The 18,544-nt window shown below is 66.2% G+C and carries 15 protein-coding genes; 9 read left to right on the top strand and 6 right to left on the bottom strand.

Translation table 11 applies throughout. The features are described 5' to 3' along the window. Positions 1 to 92 precede the first annotated feature (92 nt). The 7 genes from ilvB (at position 93) to leuB (ending at position 9,329) form a co-directional block, all read left to right on the top strand. Entirely contained in the window at positions 93 to 1,796 is a 1,704-nt protein-coding gene (ilvB, locus tag J2S71_RS07160) for a biosynthetic-type acetolactate synthase large subunit (RefSeq protein ID WP_307390225.1), read from the top strand. Between the two features lie 84 nt (positions 1,797 to 1,880). Beyond that, the gene (gene ilvA, locus J2S71_RS07155; RefSeq protein ID WP_021725329.1) at positions 1,881 to 3,080 is read left to right on the top strand and encodes a threonine ammonia-lyase; all 1,200 of its coding nucleotides are present in this window, start codon (positions 1,881 to 1,883) and stop codon (positions 3,078 to 3,080) included. A gap of 71 nt (positions 3,081 to 3,151) precedes the next feature. After that, positions 3,152 to 4,807, top strand: a complete 1,656-nt coding sequence (gene ilvD, locus J2S71_RS07150; RefSeq protein WP_307390222.1) for a dihydroxy-acid dehydratase — start codon at positions 3,152 to 3,154, stop codon at positions 4,805 to 4,807. 117 nt (positions 4,808 to 4,924) lie between these two features. Continuing rightward, positions 4,925 to 6,139 (top strand): ATP-binding protein, encoded by a 1,215-nt coding sequence (locus tag J2S71_RS07145; RefSeq protein WP_307390219.1) that lies wholly within the window; start codon positions 4,925 to 4,927, stop codon positions 6,137 to 6,139. A 62-nt stretch (positions 6,140 to 6,201) separates the two neighbouring features. Continuing rightward, a complete protein-coding gene (gene leuC / locus J2S71_RS07140; protein WP_307390216.1) occupies positions 6,202 to 7,467 on the top strand; it encodes a 3-isopropylmalate dehydratase large subunit in 1,266 nt (421 codons plus the stop codon). Positions 7,468 to 7,684: 217 nt separating this feature from the next. After that, positions 7,685 to 8,188: a 3-isopropylmalate dehydratase small subunit gene (locus J2S71_RS07135; protein WP_021725307.1), complete on the top strand. Its 504-nt coding sequence runs from the start codon at positions 7,685 to 7,687 to the stop codon at positions 8,186 to 8,188. Position 8,189: 1 nt separating this feature from the next. Continuing rightward, the gene (leuB, locus tag J2S71_RS07130; RefSeq protein WP_307390212.1) at positions 8,190 to 9,329 is read left to right on the top strand and encodes a 3-isopropylmalate dehydrogenase; all 1,140 of its coding nucleotides are present in this window, start codon (positions 8,190 to 8,192) and stop codon (positions 9,327 to 9,329) included. A gap of 82 nt (positions 9,330 to 9,411) precedes the next feature. On the opposite strand, the gene J2S71_RS07125 is transcribed toward leuB, so the two are convergent. The 6 genes from J2S71_RS07125 to J2S71_RS07100 all read right to left on the bottom strand — a co-directional run bounded on the left by J2S71_RS07125 (position 9,412) and on the right by J2S71_RS07100 (position 16,497). Continuing rightward, a complete protein-coding gene (locus tag J2S71_RS07125; protein WP_021725348.1) occupies positions 9,412 to 10,035 on the bottom strand; it encodes a hypothetical protein in 624 nt (207 codons plus the stop codon). Positions 10,036 to 10,284: 249 nt separating this feature from the next. After that, on the bottom strand, positions 10,285 to 11,898 hold the full coding sequence (locus J2S71_RS07120; RefSeq protein WP_307390207.1) for a peptide chain release factor 3: 1,614 nt from the start codon (positions 11,896 to 11,898) through the stop codon (positions 10,285 to 10,287). A gap of 571 nt (positions 11,899 to 12,469) precedes the next feature. Continuing rightward, positions 12,470 to 12,943 carry a flavin reductase family protein gene (locus J2S71_RS07115; RefSeq protein ID WP_021725330.1) on the bottom strand — a complete coding sequence of 158 codons (474 nt, stop codon included), beginning with the start codon at positions 12,941 to 12,943 and terminating at the stop codon, positions 12,470 to 12,472. Positions 12,944 to 13,193: 250 nt separating this feature from the next. Continuing rightward, positions 13,194 to 14,381: an ABC transporter permease gene (locus tag J2S71_RS07110; RefSeq protein ID WP_307390203.1), complete on the bottom strand. Its 1,188-nt coding sequence runs from the start codon at positions 14,379 to 14,381 to the stop codon at positions 13,194 to 13,196. Beyond that, complete coding sequence (locus J2S71_RS07105; protein ID WP_307390200.1) at positions 14,374 to 15,537, bottom strand: ABC transporter permease; 1,164 nt, start codon at positions 15,535 to 15,537, stop codon at positions 14,374 to 14,376. Before J2S71_RS07105 ends, J2S71_RS07110 begins: the two co-directional genes overlap by 8 nt. A 9-nt stretch (positions 15,538 to 15,546) precedes the next feature. Next, positions 15,547 to 16,497: an ABC transporter ATP-binding protein gene (locus J2S71_RS07100; RefSeq protein WP_307390197.1), complete on the bottom strand. Its 951-nt coding sequence runs from the start codon at positions 16,495 to 16,497 to the stop codon at positions 15,547 to 15,549. Between the two features lie 234 nt (positions 16,498 to 16,731). On the opposite strand from J2S71_RS07100, the gene J2S71_RS07095 reads away from it, so the two are divergent. Both J2S71_RS07095 and J2S71_RS07090 read left to right on the top strand, forming a co-directional pair. Further along, complete coding sequence (locus J2S71_RS07095; RefSeq protein ID WP_040650946.1) at positions 16,732 to 17,835, top strand: sensor histidine kinase; 1,104 nt, start codon at positions 16,732 to 16,734, stop codon at positions 17,833 to 17,835. After that, entirely contained in the window at positions 17,832 to 18,464 is a 633-nt protein-coding gene (locus tag J2S71_RS07090; protein WP_021725325.1) for a response regulator, read from the top strand. The genes J2S71_RS07095 and J2S71_RS07090 overlap by 4 nt, the downstream gene beginning before the upstream one ends. Positions 18,465 to 18,544: the final 80 nt, after the last annotated feature.

Here is an 18,544-nt window from a genome sequence, read left to right as displayed (position 1 = left end):
GGCGCCTGTGCGCGCGGACGTGTCAGACAAGGCGGTTCCTCGGGCACAAGGCGCCTCGCCGGCGCAGGAGAGACACGCGGGAAGGGGCGCGCATGGAGCTGACAGGTGCGCAGATACTCATCGAATGCCTCAAGGAGCAGGGAGTCGACAGCGTCTTTGGCTACCCGGGCGGCACGATCCTGGACGTCTATGACGCCCTCTTTGAGACGCCCGAGATCCACCACTACCTCACGAGCCACGAGCAGGGTGCCGCCCACGCGGCCGATGGGTACGCCCGCTCCACGGGTAGGGTGGGCGTATGCCTCTCCACGTCGGGCCCGGGCTGCACGAACCTCGTGACCGGCATCGCCACCGCCTACATGGACTCCTCCCCCATCGTTGCCATCACCTGCAACGTCTCCCGGAAGCTGCTGGGCAGGGACTCCTTCCAGGAGGTGGACATCACCAGCATTACGAGGCCCATCACCAAGTGGAACCGCGTGGTGGACGACGTGCATGACCTCGCCGACGTGGTCCGCCAGGCCTTCCTCGTGGCCAGAAGCGGACGTCCCGGTCCCGTGCTGCTGGACATCACCAAGGACGTCACCGCCGCCACCTGCGCGTACGAGGCCGTCCCTACCGAGGAGCATCGCGTCTTCGAGCTCCCCAACCGGCTCTCCAAGCGCCTCATGGGCAGCCTCAACACGCAGGAGCCCAACCCACAGGACGTGGACACGCTCGTCGCCATGATCGAGGAGGCCGAGCGTCCGCTCATCGTGTGCGGCGGCGGCGTCGTGCGCAGCCGTGCGAGCCGGGAGCTCAACGCGTTCGCCAACCTCGTGGATGCGCCTGTCGCCATCACGGTCATGGGTGCGGGCGGCTTCCGTGGGAGGGACCCGCTCTCCACGGGCATGATCGGCATGCACGGCTCGCAGGCGTCCAACATGGCCGTGGACAACTGCGACCTGCTCGTCGCCGTGGGCTGTCGCTTCTCCGACCGCGTGGCGCTGCAGCCCCCCACGTTCGCGCACCAGGCCAAGATCGTGCAGGTGGACATCGACAGCACCGAGATCGGCAAGAACGTGCGCTGCGACCATTCCGTGCTGGGCGACGCCAAGACCGTGCTCGCCATGGCCAACGAGCGCCTGGGACAGCTGCACCACAGGCACTGGAGGCAGTTCGTGCTTTCCTTCCCCACCGAGACGCAGTACGAGGAGGGCGGCGACCACCTCACCCCCAAGCAGGTCAACGAGATGGTCGCGCGGCTGTGTCCCGAGGACACCATCGTCGCCACCGACGTGGGCCAGCACCAGATGTGGGCCATCCAGCACTTCCACTATGACTACCCCGGGCAGCTGCTCACCTCCGGGGGCTTCGGCGCCATGGGCTTCGGCCTGGGCGCCGCCATCGGCGCACAGGTGGGCAACCCCGGCACCTGCGTGATCCATGTGACGGGCGACGGCTCCTTCCGCATGAACTGCAACGAGTTGGCCACCGTCGAACACTACCGGCTGCCCATCATCACCATCGTGTACGACAACGCGGTGCTGGGCATGGTCCATCAGTGGCAGACGCTCATCTACGACGAGCGCTACTCCCAGACCACGCTCGACCGTCCGCCCGACTGGGTCAGGCTCGCCGACGCCTATGGCCTCACGGGCAGGCGCGTGAGCACGATGGAGGAGCTGGAGGTCGCCCTCACGGAGGCCCTCGCCTGTGGGCACGGCTACGTGATCGATGCCATCATCGACCCGGACGAGATGGTGCGTCCCATGGTTCCGGCGGGCCAGCACATTACCAACTTCCTGGCCATCTAGTGGTGCCGTCGCATCCGGCCAGGAAGGGCGATGCATCCGAGCGCCTCGCGCGCCGCAAGCGACCAGCCAAGGAGGACACGCCCCATGCTGTCACTCGACAAGATCTACCATGCCGCCTACGTCCTCAAGGGGGTCGCTCGCAGGACCGACCTCATCCCAGCCTCCAACATCATCCCCGAGGTGCCCGACCTCTTCCTCAAGACCGAGAACCTCCAGGTGACGGGCTCGTTCAAGCTGCGAGGCGCCTACTTCAAGATCAACCAGCTCCCCAAGGAGGAGCTCGCCCTGGGCGTCATCGCCTGCAGTGCCGGCAACCATGCCCAGGGCGTGGCGCTGGCCGCCACCCGCCTGGGCGTGAGGTCCGTGGTCTGCATGCCCGACGGTGCCCCCATCATGAAGGTGGAGAACACCCGGCGCCTGGGAGCGGAGGTGCGCCTCGTCCCCGGCGTCTACGATGACGCACACGACGAGGCCGTGCGCCTGCAGGAGGAGACGGGCGCCACCTTCGTGCATCCCTATGACGACGAGGACGTCATCGCGGGACAGGGCACCATCGGCCTGGAGGTCATGGACCAGCTCGAGCATGCCGAGGCCGTGGTCGTCCCCGTGGGCGGTGGCGGGCTCATCTCGGGTGTCGCCTGTGCGGTCAAGAGCCTGAACCCCGCATGCAAGGTCTACGGCGTGCAGGCCGAGGGCGCGGCGGCCATGGCCGCCGCCTTCCACGCCGGGGCCTGGTCCGCGTCCGACGAGGCCACCACCTTTGCCGATGGCATCCAGGTGAAGGTCCCCGGCGAGACCACCTTCCAGATGGTGCAGACGTACGTGGACGACATCGTGACCGTGAGCGATGACGAGATCGCCGCCGCCATCCTCGCCCTCATGGAGAAGCAGAAGCTCGTGAGCGAGGGAGCCGGGGCCACGCCGGTCGCAGCCTGCATGTTTGGCAAGCTGCCCGTGGAGGGCAGGCGCACCGTCTGCATCGTGAGCGGTGGCAACATCGACGTCAACATCCTCTCGCGCGTCATCAACCGCGGCCTGGCCATGAGTGGCCGCAAGGTGACGATGGGCATCAAGCTCACGGACAAGCCGGGCCAGCTCACCGAGGTCAGCGGCATCATCGCAGGCCTTGGCGCAAATGTGGTCTCGGTTGACTACGACCTCTCCGATCCCGACCTTCCCATCTCCTCGTGTACGCTACGCGTGGGCATGGAGACCAGGGACCAAGAGCAGATCGATCAGATTCGCACCAAGCTCCAGGAGTCGGGCTTCAGGCTCGTCGACTAGGGGGAGCGCCCCTGCGGGGCAAGAGGACGCGGTGGCACGGGAGTGCCGCCCACGCAAAGGAGAGCATGCACATGAAGAGTGACGCGATAAAGCTTGGACCGGAGGCGGCGGCCCACCGCTCCCTCTACAACGCGCTCGGTTGGACCGAGGAGGAGGTCGCACGCCCGCTCGTGGGCATCGTGAGCTCCTTCAACGAGATCGTCCCCGGCCACATGAACATCGACAAGGTCTGCGAGGCCGTGCGCATGGGCGTCGCCGAGGCCGGTGGCATGCCGGTGGTCTTTCCCGCCATCGCCGTGTGCGACGGCATCGCCATGGGCCACACGGGCATGAAGTACTCCCTCGTCACGCGCGACCTCATCGCCGACTCCTGCGAGTGCATGGCGCTGGCGCATGGCTTTGACGCCCTCGTCATGATCCCCAACTGCGACAAGAACGTGCCTGGCCTGCTCATGGCCGCCGCCCGTCTCAACCTGCCCACGACGTTCGTCTCGGGCGGCCCCATGCTCGCCGGCCATATCGATGGCCACAAGACGAGCCTCTCCTCCATGTTCGAGGCCATGGGGTCCTACACCGCCGGCAGGATCGACGAGGCCAAGCTCCACGAGTTCGAGCGCAAGGCCTGCCCCAGCTGCGGTTCCTGCTCGGGCATGTACACCGCCAACTCCATGAACTGCCTCACCGAGGTCATCGGCATGGGCCTGCCGGGCAACGGCACCATCCCCGCCGTGTACTCGCGCCGCCTGCAGCTGGCCAAGCACGCGGGCATGGCCGTCATGCGAATGCTCGAGCAGGGCGTCACCGCGCGCGACATCATGACCCGCGAGGCCTTCCAGAATGCCCTCACCGTGGACATGGCCCTGGGCTGCTCCACCAATACCATGCTGCACCTGCCCGCCATCGCCCACGAGTGCGGCCTTGAGATCGACCTCGCCGCCGCCAACGAGATGAGCGAGAGGACGCCCAACCTCTGCCACCTGGCCCCCGCAGGCCCCACCTACATGGAGGACCTCGACGAGGCGGGCGGCGTCCCCGCCGTCATGGCCGAGCTCGACCGCGCGGGCCTCATCAACCGCGACTGCCTGACGGTCACGGGTCACACCGTGGGCGAGAACATCGCCCACGCGCACACCAACGACCCCGAGGTCATCCGCACCATCGACAACCCCTACTCCCCCACGGGCGGCATCGCCGTCCTGCGCGGCAACCTCGCGCCCGACGGCTCTGTGGTCAAGCGTTCCGCCGTGGCGCCCTCCATGCTCACGCACGAGGGCCCCGCCCGCGTGTTCGAGAGCGAGGAGGATGCCCAGGCCGCCATCAACGCCGGCAGGATCAACCCCGGCGACGTGGTGGTCATCCGCTACGAGGGCCCCAAGGGCGGTCCCGGCATGCGCGAGATGCTCAACCCAACCTCGGCCATCATGGGCAGGGGCCTGGGCGAGAGCGTCGCACTCGTCACTGATGGGCGCTTCTCGGGTGCCACGCGCGGCGCCTGCATCGGCCACGTCTCGCCTGAGGCGGCGTCCGGCGGTCCCATCGGCATCGTCGAGGAGGGTGACACCATCGCCATCGACATCCCCGCCTGCACGATCGAGCTCAGGATCGGCCAGGAGGAGTACGATCGGCGCATGGCCGCCTTTACGCCCAGGAAGAAGGAGCTCTCCGGCTATCTGCGCCGCTACGCTCAGCTCGTCTCCTCAGGCGCCACGGGGGCCGTGCTCGACTAGCGCCTTCGACGTGCACGCCTGCGTCACGTACGGAAATTCCCACCTGGGCACACGCAACATGAGACGACGAAACCGTACACTTTGCATCGAGCGCCCATATATCAGAGGGGACGAGGGATGACAGAGGACGAACGCAAGGAGCTCTGCATGCGCATGAGGACCCTCGTGGTCTTCCGCGCCGTGCTGGATGACCCCGTGATTGCGGCCCTGGTCGACACGCTCGGCATCGCTGCGGGCCTCGGCCACGATGACGCGCCCCTCGCCGAGGCCTACGCGGGCTTCGTCTCCGAGCTCTTCGCCACGGGCACCTGCTCGCTCGGTGCCCACGTGCAGGAGGTGGTCCTGGATGACGAGAACGTCTATCTCAGCCGCAGGGGCGCGCGGGCAGAGGTCCCGCGCGTGCTGGCGGATGCCGCCGACGCCGAGTTGCAGACGCTCGCGCGCCTTGCGGCGCTCACGCCGGACGACCTTCTGACACACGTGCCGACGGAACTGCGCGGCACGCTGGCGCGCTATGAGGTGGAGCGTACGGACCTGGTGGGCATCTACCGCGAGCGCCTGGCGGACATCCATCGCCATGGCTTTGGCGTCTATGCTCGCCACCACGTCTTTCGCATGGACGATGCCGGCCAGGTCGTACCCGTGCACCATCCCGACCCCATCCGCCTCGCCGACCTTGCGGACTACGAGCGCGAGAAGGGCATCATCCTCGACAACACGCGGGCGCTCCTCGCGGGCAGGCCGGCAGCCAACATCCTGCTCACCGGCGACGCCGGCACGGGCAAGAGCTCCACGGTCAAGGCCGTCGCCAACGAGCTGGCGTCCGAGGGCCTGCGCATCCTCGAGGTGCACAAGGAGCAGCTCCACCGGATTCCGGGGCTGCTCGACGAGCTCACGAAGAACCCGCTCTGCTTCGTCATCTTCATCGACGACCTCTCGTTCGCGCGCGACGACGACAACTTCGCCGCACTCAAGGCCATCCTCGAGGGGTCCGTCTCGGCGAAGTCGGCCAACGTTGCCATCTATGCCACGAGCAACCGCCGCCACCTGGTGCGGGAGACCTTCTCGGATCGCGAGGGCGATGACGTCCACCTCAACGACACGCTGCAGGAGATCGTCTCGCTCTCGGATCGCTTTGGCATCCACGTCTCGTTCCACAGGCCCGACAAGGCTACATACCTCGACATCGTGCATCAGCTTGCCGAAGCGGACCACGTCACCATGGACGAGGGGGAGCTCGACCTGCTCGCCGAGCGCTTTGCCACGAGGCGGGGCGGACGCTCCGCCCGCGGCGCACGTCAGTTCGTCGACTCGCTCGTCACACGCCAATAGGGCCACGTCACCGCGGCCCACCGCATGCGCACCACACAGGAAAGGGAGAAGATAGGAGACATATGTCACGCCCCATGACCATGGCAGAGAAGATCCTCGCCGACCACGCCGGCCTCGAGGAGGTCGTCCCCGGACAGCTCATCGAGTGCGACCTCGATGGCGTGCTCGCCAACGACATCACGGCCCCCATCGCCATCAAGACGGTGCGAGAGATCGGTGCGGGCATCTGGGACAGGGACAAGATCTTCCTCGTGCCTGACCACTATTCCCCCAACAAGGACATCAAGAGCGCCGAGCAGACCAAGGTCACACGTGACTTCGCCCATGAGATGGGCATCACGCACTACTTCGAGCAGGGCTGCATGGGCATCGAGCATGCCCTCCTGCCCGAGCAGGGCATCGTGGTCCCCGGCGACCTCGTGATTGGTGCCGACTCCCACACCTGCACCTACGGCGGCATCGGCGCCTTCTCCACGGGTGTGGGCTCCACGGATGCCGGTGTGGGCATGGCCACCGGCCGCGCCTGGTTCAAGGTGCCCGAGACCATCCGCTTCGAGATCGAGGGCGAGCTGCCCGAGGGGGCCTCGGCCAAGGACATCATCCTCCACGTGATCGGCCGGATCGGCGTGGATGGCGCCCTCTACTGCGCCATGGAGTTCGCCGGATCCACCATCGAGCATCTCTCCATCGAGGGGCGCCTGACCATCGCCAACATGGCCATCGAGGCTGGCGGCAAGGCGGGCCTCTTCGAGGTGGATGACAGGTGTCGCGCGTACGTCGAGCGGCGCGCCGAGCATGCCCTGCGCGCGTACCACCCCGACGAGGACGCCTCCTACCGGCAGGTCATCCACATCGACGCGGCGGACGTCATCCCCACCGTCTCCTGGCCCCACCTCCCCTCCAACACCCACCCCGTCTTTGAGAGCCGCCACATCGCCATCGACCAGGCGGTCATCGGCTCCTGCACGAACGGTCGCATCGAAGACATGCGGGCCGCGGCAGACGTCCTGCGCGGACGCACCGTCGACCCCTCCGTTCGCTGCATCGTGATCCCCGCCACCCAGGGCGTGTGGCTCCAGTGCGTGCACGAGGGCCTCATGGACGTCTTCATCGACGCCCACTGTGTGGTCTCCACCCCCACCTGCGGACCCTGTCTGGGCGGCTACATGGGCATCCTGGCAGCCGGCGAGCGCTGCGTGAGCTCCACCAACCGCAACTTCGTCGGACGCATGGGTGACCCCACCTCCGAGGTCTATCTGGCCTCGCCGGCCGTCGCCGCCGCCTCGGCCGTCGCGGGACACATCGCCCTGCCGCAGGACCTGAGCTAGGGCCGCGGGAGGGGACCCGAGCGCGCCACAGCCCCCACCCGTAGCCTGCACCGGAACGATGACGCGGCGCGATGGCCGAGAGGGAGCAGCCCGGGGCTGCACGGGTCTGACACGTCTTGACATGAGCGAGGGGGACGTACGCTCCGTACGAGTTCGCGAGGCACCGTCTGAGTAGTACGGAGGGCACGCCTCCCCCCAAGACCAGAAGGGACACAGCATGAAGTTCAAGGGCACCGCATTTTGCTACGGGCGCGACATCGACACCGACGTGATCATCCCGGCGCGCTACCTCAACACGAGCGATCCCGCCGAGCTGGCCCGCCACTGCCTCGAGGACCTGGATGCCACGTTCACCAGCCGTGTGCGGCCCGGTGACATCATCGTGGCCGACGAGAACTTCGGCTGTGGCTCCTCGCGCGAGCATGCACCGGTGGCCATCAAGGCCGCGGGCGTCTCGGTGGTCATCGCCAAGAGCTTCGCGCGCATCTTCTACCGCAACGCCATCAACATCGGCCTGCCCATCCTGGAGTGCCCCGAGGCCGTGGATGCCATCCAGGACGGCGACGTGGTAAGCGTGGACGCCGACACGGGCACGGTGCGCGACGAGACCTACGGCCAGAGCTTCGACGCCCAGCCCTTCCCACCGTTCATCCAGGAGATCATCAACGAGGGCGGCTTGGTCGCCCGCACCAGGAAGCTGCTCGCCCACAAGGAGGCATAGCATGGCCCACACCACCTACAAGATCGTCACCCTGCCCGGCGATGGCATTGGCCCGGAGATCCTTGCCGAGGCCAAGCGCGTGCTCGCCGTCATCGGCACGGCCACGGACGTGGACTTCGTCTGCGAGGACCAGCTCATCGGCGGCGCTGCCATCGATGCCACGCGTACCGCGGGCGAGGAGGTCACGGCACTCCCCCCCGCGACGCTCGAGGCGGCCAAGGCGGCGGACGCCGTGCTCCTTGCCGCCGTCGGCGGTCCCGCGTGGGATGACCCCTCCGCGAGCGTGCGCCCCGAACAGGGCCTGCTTGCCATCCGCAAGAGCCTCGGCCTCTACCTCAACCTGCGGCCCGTGCGCATCTACACGGCACTGCGTGACGCCTCCCCCCTGCGCCCGGAGCGGTTGGATGGCGTGGACCTGCTCATCGTGCGCGAGCTCACGGGCGGCCTCTACTTTGGCACACACGAACGCGTGCACGACGTCGACGGTGCCGGTGTGGACGGCACGAGCGGCGAGGTCGCCACCGACTCCATGGAGTATGCCGAGTACGAGATCGAGCGCGTGGTGCGTTGGGCCTACGAGGCGGCCGCACGCCGCAGCCAGGTCGTGACCTCGGTGGACAAGGCCAACGTGCTCGAGACCTCCCGTCTGTGGCGCGAGGTCAACCACCGCCTCAACGAGGAGTTCGAGGACGTCGAGGGCGAGGACATGCTCGTGGACAACTGTGCCATGCAGCTCGTGGCCAACCCGGCGCAGTTCGACGTGCTCGTGACCGAGAACACCTTCGGTGACATCCTCTCCGACGAGGCCTCCATGCTCACCGGATCGCTCGGCATGCTCGCCAGCGCCTCGCTGGGCGATGGCACGGCCCTCTACGAGCCCAGCCATGGCTCCGCGCCCGACCTCGCGGGCAAGGGCATCGCCAACCCGCTTGCGCAGATACTCTCCGTGGAGCTCATGCTGCGCTACAGCTTCCAGATGGACGAGGCGGCGGATGCCCTGGCCGGTGCCGTGGACGACGTGCTCGACGCCGGCTGGCGCACCGCGGACATCGCCGATGGGGCCTCGCCTGCCGATCGCGTGCTGGGTACCACTGCCATGGGCGACAGGATCATCGGGGCCCTCGAGGCGCGCCTGGCGTAACGCGTGAGGCGGGCCTGCACGTCACAGTGCCTGGTCCGCCATCATGGCAGGCCAGGCACCACCGATTCCGTCGTGAGCTGGCCTATCGGTCCCTGTCCTGCGCATCGTCCTTCACGAGGACGTCCTTGTCCTCATGCTGGCCATGCTGCTGGTCGTTTTCCTGCGCGGGGCCAGCATACCTCGCACCAAATGCCAGGAAGCGAAAGATCCCCTGCGTAAAGGCTCCCTGCGCCGCGCAGATCAGAATGAGGTCAAGGATATATGAATCATCGGGCGACATGACATCAAGCAGGGCAAACGATGGGTATCCCTTGCCAGACGCGAGCATACGCACAACGACCACAAGTGCGAAGACGACAGAGTCCACCACATAGAGCGCCATGAAGATGCTCTGGAACCTCTTGGGTCTTCGTGGCATGCGCACAGGCCGCCTTCCACCAAGGCGGCCCTTGATGGAAGAGCCGAGCGTGACCACCTCGGTCGCCCCTCCGAGGGGAGCGCCGTCAGACCCGTCGCGCTCACGCGCATCAGACCCGCCCTCCACTGACCGAATGACAGCGGCCATCACCGCGAGGAGCGCCAGTGTGAAGAGGGTGCCCAGTATGCCAGGAAAAGACGTGATCAGATACAAGGTGGCGGCAAGCACGACGAACACCCAATAGAACTGAGCGGTCTTCTCAAACGGCTTGGAGGTACGGGCGGTCATGAGCGTCCCTTCGAATCAGGTGGCACGTACCGGATGGAAGGATGGAGTCGAGGCACCCTCACCATGCCCAGCTCCACCAGATGATCTTCAAACGTACGACGCGCTGCGTGTCCTCAGTGCAGGGTCCACCTTACCCTCATTGCAGAGCATGACAGGAAGAGAGCCTTATTTTGATACATAAACATCATGACATCCCGCACTCGCATAAGCGCACCGTCATCTTCCCTTGAGCGCAGGGCGGACGTGGCCTCACACCGAGACGTTGCCGAACTCGGAGAGCCTGAGCTTGGGGTTGCGCTCGATGGCCCAGTCGACGTTCCACTCGTTGGTGAAGAGCAGCAGGCGCGCGCCGCGCATGTCCTCCACGCGCGCCGTGTCGCGCGAGAGGTCGAGCGCGCGCACGTCCAGCTCGTCGGGTCCGTTCTGCACCCAGCGGATCTGCGTGTACGGCAGCGGGCTGCGGCTCACGGCCACGTGATACTCGCTCCTGAGGCGCCGCTCCAGCACGTCCAGCTGCAGCACGCCCACCACACCCACGATGACGCTCTCCATGCCTGAGCCCAGCTCGCGGAAGATCTGGATGGCACCCTCCTGCGCGAGCTCCTCCACGCCCTTGACGAACTGCTTGCGCTTGAGCGTGTCCACCTGCGTGACGCGAGCGAAGTGCTCCGGCGCGAACGTGGGGATGCCGGGGTAGCGCACGTGCTGCCTACCCGTGCACACGGTGTCGCCGATGGAAAAGACGCCCGGGTCGAAGAGGCCCACGACGTCGCCCGCAAAGGCCTCGTCCACGATGGCGCGGTCATCGGCCATCATCGAGGTGCCCGTGGCCAGCTTGAGGCGGCGGTCACCCTGCACGTGATAGGCGTCCATGCCGCGCTCGAACCTTCCCGAGCAGATGCGCACGAAGGCGATGCGGTCGCGGTGGTTCTTGTCCATGTTGGCCTGGATCTTGAACACGAAGCCCGAGAAGTCGTCGCACGTGGGAGCAACCTGCTCGCCCGTGAGCTCGTCCGTGTAGGGCAGGGGCGCTGGGGCCAGGCGCAGGAAGTCCTTGAGGAAGGGTTCCACGCCAAAGTTGGTGAGGGCCGAGCCAAAGAACACCGGGGTGAGCCGGCCCGTGCGGACGGCGTCGAGGTCGAACTCGTGGTCCGCACCGTCAAGAAGCTCGATGTCGTCGGTCAGCTCCTGGTGGTTCTCCTGCCCGATGAGCCCGTCGAGCGTGGAATCGCCCAGCTCCGCCTCGACCTCGGCGACCCTCTTGGTGACGTTGGCGTGGCCATCCCCCTCGAAGGCGAGCACGCGCCGCGAGGAGCGGTCGAACACGCCCCTGAAGCTGCGACCACTGCCGATGGGCCAGTTCATGGGGTAGGTGCCGATGCCCAGGACCGTCTCTATCTCCTCCATGAGATCGAAGGGGTCACGCGCATCGTGATCGAGCTTGTTCACGAAGGTGAAGATGGGGATATGACGCAGCGTGCACACACGGAAGAGCTTCTTGGTCTGCGCCTCCACGCCCTTGGCGCCGTCGATGACCATGACGGCGGCGTCGGCAGCCATGAGCGTGCGGTAGGTGTCCTCGGAGAAGTCCTGGTGACCGGGGGTGTCGAGGATGTTGATGCAGTAGTCGCCATAGGTGAACTGCAGGACGGAGGACGTCACGGAGATGCCGCGCTCCCTCTCGATGTCCATCCAGTCCGAGACGGCATGCCGGGCACTCGCCTTGCCCTTGACCGAGCCTGCCGTCTGGATGCTGCCGGTGTAGAGCAGCAGCTTCTCGGTGAGGGTCGTCTTGCCCGCATCGGGGTGACTGATGATGGCGAAGGTGCGACGTGATGCAATCTGGTCCTGCAGGCTTGGCATGAAGGTCCCCTCGGAAACGAGCTCAGTGCTCTGTGCGATCAACCTTTTGCATTGTAGTGAGTGGTGCCGCGCGTCACCACGCGGTATCCCGGCCACCTCGAAGACTCCAGGCTGGGGCGTGCCATGGCCCGCGACCATCCGTCATGGGCGCCCGCCCGTGGGCACCCATGGACAAAAGGCGCATGGCGTACGGTCCCTATGATGCCGTTTACCAGCATAAAGTACAGGAACGTGCATAGTTGCAGTTCAGATGGGCCGTCTGCGGTAGACCGACGGACACCCGTGCCAAGACCCTGGCCCGAGGGCGACGCAGGCCACATCCCACGGCGAAAGGTGGCCTACGGCAGGCAGCTGTATAGACGCCCTGGTTCTTGAAGAGCGCGCACACGGAATCGCGGGCCAGCTCGTCGCTGCCCATGCCGAACACCCGTGAGGTGCGCTGGAGGTGGTGGCAAAGGTTTCCAGGTACATGATGAAGAGGGGCTCGAGGGCGACGACCATCCCCATGGGCACGCCCGGGCCGCTGGCACACGGATGGCCCGGGCCGTCAGCCCATCCCCGCCGCCCCCACCTACTTGAGGGAACGATAGTAGCCGTAGGTCATTGGTTCTCCCTGCGCGAGAACCTGGGACCCCGTGACCTCGCCCAGGATGAGCAGGTGGTCGCCCTCATCCAGGATCGCCTTGACATCGCAGGATATCTGGGAGAGCGCGCCGTCCGCAACCCATGGGACGCCCTGCTCGTCGTGCCTGACCTCAAGGCCCGCAAACTTGTCGTTGTCCTTGCTCGAGCGCAGGCCAAACCCCTTGATGAGATCCATCGGTGCGTCCTTGGCAAGCACGGTGAGGCTGAAGTGGCCAAACGGCTTGACCACATGGGAGCTGTGGCCTCCCTTGTGCAGCGAGACGGTGATGATGGCAGGTTTGGCGTTCGCCTGCGAGACCGCATCGATCGTGCGGCCGATGGGCCGCTTGCCATCCGCATCCGTGCAGGTAAAGAGATAGACACCAGCACTGATGTTCCAAAGTGCCCTCTCATCGATCATGATCGTCTCCCATCTGGGCCATGGGATTGACCCCTTGTGGTGTCGCGTCATCCTTCTTCTACCCAAGGGGACCGTGGCCTAGCATCCACGACCGTGCGGGGCACCTTCCGAGTCGTATGCAATCACGCAGGTGCCTTCCGTTCCATCAGCGCAGGTATAGGGATGAGGCATCCAGATGCTGCCGCCCGAGAGGACCGAGATTTTGCATACGACTCGTCATCGCCATGCCGTCTAGGCACGATGGGGCAACCTAGGCCAGCTCGTCGCGGCCACGGTTGCGACCCACCAGCAGCGCCACGGTGAGCACGGCGCAACCAAAGAGCGCCACGATGCCTATCTGGCCCACGAGCGGCAGCACTGTCTGCTGACTCACGTCAACCATGCTCACGGCAGATGTCACCACCTCACAGCACCAGTACGCAGGTGTGAAGTGCGCAAGGGTGACCAACGCGTCCGGCAGGAGGCTCAGTCCCACCCAGGCACCACCGAGGAAGGACATCGCCATGCCCGCAATGTTGGCGAAGGCGTTCGCCGCGTTCGCCGAGAGACGCAGCTGTCCAAGCAGAAAGCCACTTGCGACGGAGAAGAACGCGTAGGCAGCGAGGGAGCCACCCACAAGCGCCACCTGAGCCGGGGAGGTGGCAAGTTCCCCGCGGACGAAGAGGAGGACGTCGAGGCCAAATATCCATGCCCACACACCGACGCCGAGCAGGATGCAGACCGCAAGCAGGCCGCCGTTGCGCCGACGTGCTGTCGTGGGCGCCACCAACCTCCGGTCGAGCACGGCCTCGGCGTTGAGGCTCTCCATGAGGATGGCAATGCAGACGGAGATGCCGGCGAGCATCGGATAGGTGGAGAACTTGCATGCCAACTCGAAGGCATCGGAAAGGGGCGTCGCGTCCTGTCGGGCGATGCTCGTTGCCGTGCGCTCCTCCATGGCGCCGTCCGTGAGGGACGCCACCTCCTCCTGGTCGCCACCCATCGTGGCCGCGCTGCCATAGAGCCCCTGCGCATAGCCCACGGTCTCGACGTCCACGAGCGAGCCCTCGGCCGACTGGTATGAGACATAGGTCTCGAGGTCGGGTGCGCTCGTGCCCGCCGCCGCGGCATCCATGAGACCCTGGCCCCACCCCGCGGGAATCACGAGAATATACGAGACGCTCCCCTTGGCGATGGCATCCTGGATGGCAAGCGGGTCGTCCGCGATCGTCTCCGTGTTGCTGCCCCGTTCCACATGGGCCCTGAGCGCCTGCGAGAGGGCGGACCCATCGCGGTCTATCACGGCGACGTTGGGCACGGCCCGCTCGTAGGAGGTCGTGTCGTCATGCCCGGACCCCAGTCCCATCAGAAGCCCCAGCAGGGAGAGCAGCACGATGTAGACGAGGAGCACCACCTTGTGACCCCACAGGATCCTGAGGCAGGTCTTGAAGCTAGACATGGGACGCCCTCCTCATGTTGAGTGCCGCCAGGCAGAAGAACGCGAGCGCCATTGTCACCAGCATGAGGCAGCTCCACCAGAACGGCGCCAGGGTGTCGTAGTACAGCAACGAGAAGAAGCAGTGCGTCATCTGCCAGAGTGGGTTCGCGTGGGCAAGCAGGGGCATGCCCGCCTCAAGGCCATCGCTCACCTGTTGGGAGGCGGCGCCATAGAGCCCTGTGAAGAACGAGAGGCCACAGCTGACAGCAGACACCAGAGGCGTCCCGCCTCCCGTGAGACCCGCGAAGGTGCCGATGAGGCTGCCCAGCGCACAGGCCGTAAGGGTCGACATGAGCACCGCGAGCGTCACGAGCGGGGCGTTGCTCCCAAAGTCCACGCCACAGACGAGGCGCATGAAGGCGACCACCGCAAGCATGACCGCGAACTCGCAGAGCCATGAGCCCAGGATCGTGGCCGCTAGGATGCGCCAGCGAGGCGTGCCAGCCACCGCCACGCGAGCCCCGACCTCGCTGCACCGCGGAAGCACGCGGCGCAGCGCCTGGGAGGAAAGCATCATGCCCATGCCCGCGACCATGCCCAGAAGGGCGAAGTAGTAGCGCACCTTGCCATCGGGAGCCGCCTTCGTGGCCTGAAGGCGCACCGTCCGCACGGCATCCGAGCGGAAGGCCGCAACGGTGGAGGCATCCTCGAGTGCCTGTGGGTCCCGCTCGAGGAGTGTCGCAATCCCGTTCCTCGTGTGCAGGTAGCTGTCGAGCACGGCCTCGAGCACGGCAGGCTGCAGCTCGCCATTCAGGCGAGCCGCCACATGGAGCTGGGGCATGCCATCCCCATCCACCATGAGGTAGGCGTCAACGTCACCGGCGTTGGTGGCCGCCAGGGCAGCGTCCTCGGTGTCATAGGCCGTGACGTCGGCGACCTTGGGACTGGCATCGGGCGAGCTGATGGCTTCGATGGTCTCCGGCAGCCCGTAGGCTCCCTGGTAGTTGGCATCCTCCACCACGGCAAGCCTGGTGGTGGCTTCGGCATAGCCGGCATCGAGGTGGGAGAACATCCCCATGAAGAGCAGGCACATCACGACGGGAAACAGGAAGGCCCACCACAGGAGCGTCTTCTCGCGCACGAGGGCGATGACGCAGGTCTTGAGGCTGCAGCGCATGGAAGCCCCCTATGCCTCGTCGCGCAGGGCGCGACCCGTGATATCGAGGAACACGTCATTTAGGGTCGGTGGCTCGGAGAGCACGCGCCCGTACGCAACGCCGGCATCCGTGAGCACGCCGAGGACGTCGGCCAGGTTGTGGCCGCCCGCCGTGCACCCGATGCGCAGTAGCATGCCGTCGACGGTGACGCAGCGCACGTGAGGGAGGCGACGCACCTGATCAACCACCTGCTCGGAAACGTCCGCAAGCTCCACCGTGACGCGCTCCCCCACCGAGACCATGGCCTTGAGCTCGTCCACCGTGCCGGCGGCCACCGAGCGGCCGTGGTCCATGATCATGATGCGACTGCAAAGCTCCTCGACCTCCTCCATGTAGTGCGAAGTGTAGATGACGGTGGAACCCGCCTCGTTGAGGCGACGGATGCCGTCGAGGATGGCGTTCCTGCTCTGAGGGTCCACTGCCACCGTGGGCTCGTCGAGGATGATGAGCTCGGGCCTGTGCGCGATGCCACAGGCAATGTTGAGGCGGCGCAACAGGCCCCCCGAGAGCCTCTTGGGTCGGAAGCCCTGGAACTTCTCGAGCCCCACGAAGGCGACGGCCTCGTTCACGAGCTGGCGACGGCGGGCATGGTCGCTCACGTAGAGCGCACAGAAGCTGTCGATGTTCTCACGCACCGTGAGCTCGTCGTAGACCGCAACCGCCTGCGGGACGATGCCGATGCGCCGCTTGAGATCGTAGGCCGTAGGCGCCATGGGTGTGCCAAAGAGCTCGATGGTACCGTGGTCGTAGCGCAGCAGCTGCAGGATGCAGTTGATGGTCGTGGTCTTGCCCGAGCCGTTGGGACCGAGCAGGCCGAAGATCTCACCCTGCGCGATGTCCAGGCTCAGGTGGTTGACGGCACAGAGGCCCCCATAGCGTTTGACGAGGTTATCCACGTGCACGACAGTCTGTGTTGGCATGTCCCGCTCCCTCGGCACTTCTCGATGCTCCCGTCGATGGGGGCGGCGCGACACGTGGCGATGCCACGTGTGGGCACCTGGCTTTTGCACCCATCGCGTACACCTGTCATTCTCGTGGGAAGGCCACGAGATGGGAAGTGCGGAACGTCATAAGGCCACCCCATCCGACCCATGACACCTGTCATGGTGGAAGGTCGATGGCAGGACACGCCATCACTCCCGTACAATGACACCATGGAACGTGCTGTGGACAAGACCTTCGTGCTCGTGCTCTGTGCCTGCCTCTCCGTGCTCGGTGGACGCACCGATGCCGTGGGCGTGGCGTGGCTCGTCGCCGCCATCACCCTCACGTCACTCGCAAGCCTCATGCGAACGCGAGGCGGGGAGGTGGCGCGAGCGGTGGCGATCGTCACCGCATGCGTCATGGCCCTTGCACCAGGCGCCACGGCAGCGCTTCCCCTCGCAACCTTCGAGCTCGCGCTCCACGTGCCCTGGCGGCTGCACGTCGCATGGCTGTGCGCCTTCGCCGCCGGACATGCCGCAGGCGACCCCACCATAGCTGCGGTCACGTTGGCTGCGGCTACGGTCTGTGCGCTGCTTGCCACAAGGGAGGTGCGCCTTGCCGAGGCACGCGGGCGTCTGTACGAGACCGAGGATGAGCTCTCGGACCGCCTGCTTGCGCTGCGCGCGCAAAACCGCGAGCTTGAGGACGCACGTGGTGAGGCGTCGCAGGCTGCCACCCTTGCCGAGCGTACGCGCATGGCCCGTGAGGTGCACGACGGCGTGGGTCATAGCCTGACGCGCCTCATCTACCAGGTCGCCGCGCTCAGGCTCGTCCATCACGACGACGTATGTGTCACGGGTGAGCTGGACGAGCTCCGGTCCGGACTCGACGAGACGATGGATGCCATGCGTGCGAGCGTGCATGCCCTGGATGACCATGCGATGGACCTCCGCGTCGAGCTGGATAGGCTTGCGGTGCGCAGTCCCCATGCACGGGTGAGCGTGGAGTACGGCCTGAGGGACACGCCCAGCGCCGCGACGACGCGCTGCCTTGTCGCCGTCGCACGCGAGGCGCTCACCAATGCCGAGCGCCATGCGCACGCACGTGCGGCCACCATCCATGCGCGCGAGTTCCCCGGCCTGTGGCAGCTGACCATAGAGAACGATGGCGACATGCCCACGGGCAGCATGGAAGCGGGCGAGCTCTCGGAACGGGGACTGGGGCTGCGTGCCATGCGTGAGCGCGTGGAATCCCTGGGGGGCACGTTTCACACAGACTTCGATGCGCAACGCTTCCAGGTCTTCGCATCGATTCCCAGAAAGGTGGGCACATGAGGGTCATCGTGGTGGATGACGACGCCATCGTCGCGAAATCGCTCCGCCTCATCCTGTCTGCCGAGAAGGACATCGATGTCGTCGGTCTAGGCACCAGCGGCCCCGATGCGGTGCGCCTCTTTGAGGACGAGCTTCCCGAGGTGCTCCTCATGGACATCCAGATGCCCGACGGCGACGGCCTCACGGCCTCACGCGAGATCCTTGGCGCGCACCCCACCGCACGCATCGTCTTCCTCACGACCTTCTCGGATGACGAGTACATCACGGGTGCGCTGCGCCTTGGTGCCCGTGGTTACCTCATCAAGCAGGACATAGACACCATCGCCCCGGCGCTGCGCGCCGTCATGGCCGGGCAGTCCGTGCTGGGGGACGAGGTGCTGGAACGAGCCACGGCCTTGGGCGCCGCCTCGGCGCCAGTGCAGCCGGACGAGTCCGCCTTGTCGCCCCTCACCACACGCGAGCGCGATGTGGTGCGTGCCGTGGCCGATGGCCTCGACAACAAGGAGATCGCCGGTGCGCTCTGCCTCAGCGAGGGCACCGTACGCAATCACATCTCGGCGGTGCTGACGAAGCTGGGGCTCAGGAACCGCACGCAGCTGGCGGTGTTCTACTACCAGAACTGCCGCTAAGAGCCATTAGCCTTCAGCCCCTCCCCCATTGTGCGAGGTTTTTCGACCGATTTTGTCTCGCGTGCGGACTCAAGTCCACA

Source organism: Olsenella profusa DSM 13989 (genome assembly GCF_030811115.1).
Classification (GTDB): domain Bacteria; phylum Actinomycetota; class Coriobacteriia; order Coriobacteriales; family Atopobiaceae; genus Olsenella_F; species Olsenella_F profusa.
The sequence above is the reverse complement of the archived record's forward strand: the minus strand, read 5'-3'. Positions and strand labels throughout refer to the sequence as shown.

What these genes read in the sequence shown, in the direction of transcription:
- ilvB (WP_307390225.1), top strand. Translation starts at nt 93, where the DNA reads ATGGAGCTGACAGGTGCGCAGATACTCATCGAATGCCTCAAGGAGCAG.
- ilvA (WP_021725329.1), top strand. Translation starts at nt 1,881, where the DNA reads ATGCTGTCACTCGACAAGATCTACCATGCCGCCTACGTCCTCAAGGGG.
- ilvD (WP_307390222.1), top strand. Translation starts at nt 3,152, where the DNA reads ATGAAGAGTGACGCGATAAAGCTTGGACCGGAGGCGGCGGCCCACCGC.
- J2S71_RS07145 (WP_307390219.1), top strand. Translation starts at nt 4,925, where the DNA reads ATGACAGAGGACGAACGCAAGGAGCTCTGCATGCGCATGAGGACCCTC.
- leuC (WP_307390216.1), top strand. Translation starts at nt 6,202, where the DNA reads ATGTCACGCCCCATGACCATGGCAGAGAAGATCCTCGCCGACCACGCC.
- J2S71_RS07135 (WP_021725307.1), top strand. Translation starts at nt 7,685, where the DNA reads ATGAAGTTCAAGGGCACCGCATTTTGCTACGGGCGCGACATCGACACC.
- leuB (WP_307390212.1), top strand. Translation starts at nt 8,190, where the DNA reads ATGGCCCACACCACCTACAAGATCGTCACCCTGCCCGGCGATGGCATT.
- J2S71_RS07125 (WP_021725348.1), bottom strand. Translation starts at nt 10,035, where the DNA reads ATGACCGCCCGTACCTCCAAGCCGTTTGAGAAGACCGCTCAGTTCTAT.
- J2S71_RS07120 (WP_307390207.1), bottom strand. Translation starts at nt 11,898, where the DNA reads ATGCCAAGCCTGCAGGACCAGATTGCATCACGTCGCACCTTCGCCATC.
- J2S71_RS07115 (WP_021725330.1), bottom strand. Translation starts at nt 12,943, where the DNA reads ATGATCGATGAGAGGGCACTTTGGAACATCAGTGCTGGTGTCTATCTC.
- J2S71_RS07110 (WP_307390203.1), bottom strand. Translation starts at nt 14,381, where the DNA reads ATGTCTAGCTTCAAGACCTGCCTCAGGATCCTGTGGGGTCACAAGGTG.
- J2S71_RS07105 (WP_307390200.1), bottom strand. Translation starts at nt 15,537, where the DNA reads ATGCGCTGCAGCCTCAAGACCTGCGTCATCGCCCTCGTGCGCGAGAAG.
- J2S71_RS07100 (WP_307390197.1), bottom strand. Translation starts at nt 16,497, where the DNA reads ATGCCAACACAGACTGTCGTGCACGTGGATAACCTCGTCAAACGCTAT.
- J2S71_RS07095 (WP_040650946.1), top strand. Translation starts at nt 16,732, where the DNA reads ATGGAACGTGCTGTGGACAAGACCTTCGTGCTCGTGCTCTGTGCCTGC.
- J2S71_RS07090 (WP_021725325.1), top strand. Translation starts at nt 17,832, where the DNA reads ATGAGGGTCATCGTGGTGGATGACGACGCCATCGTCGCGAAATCGCTC.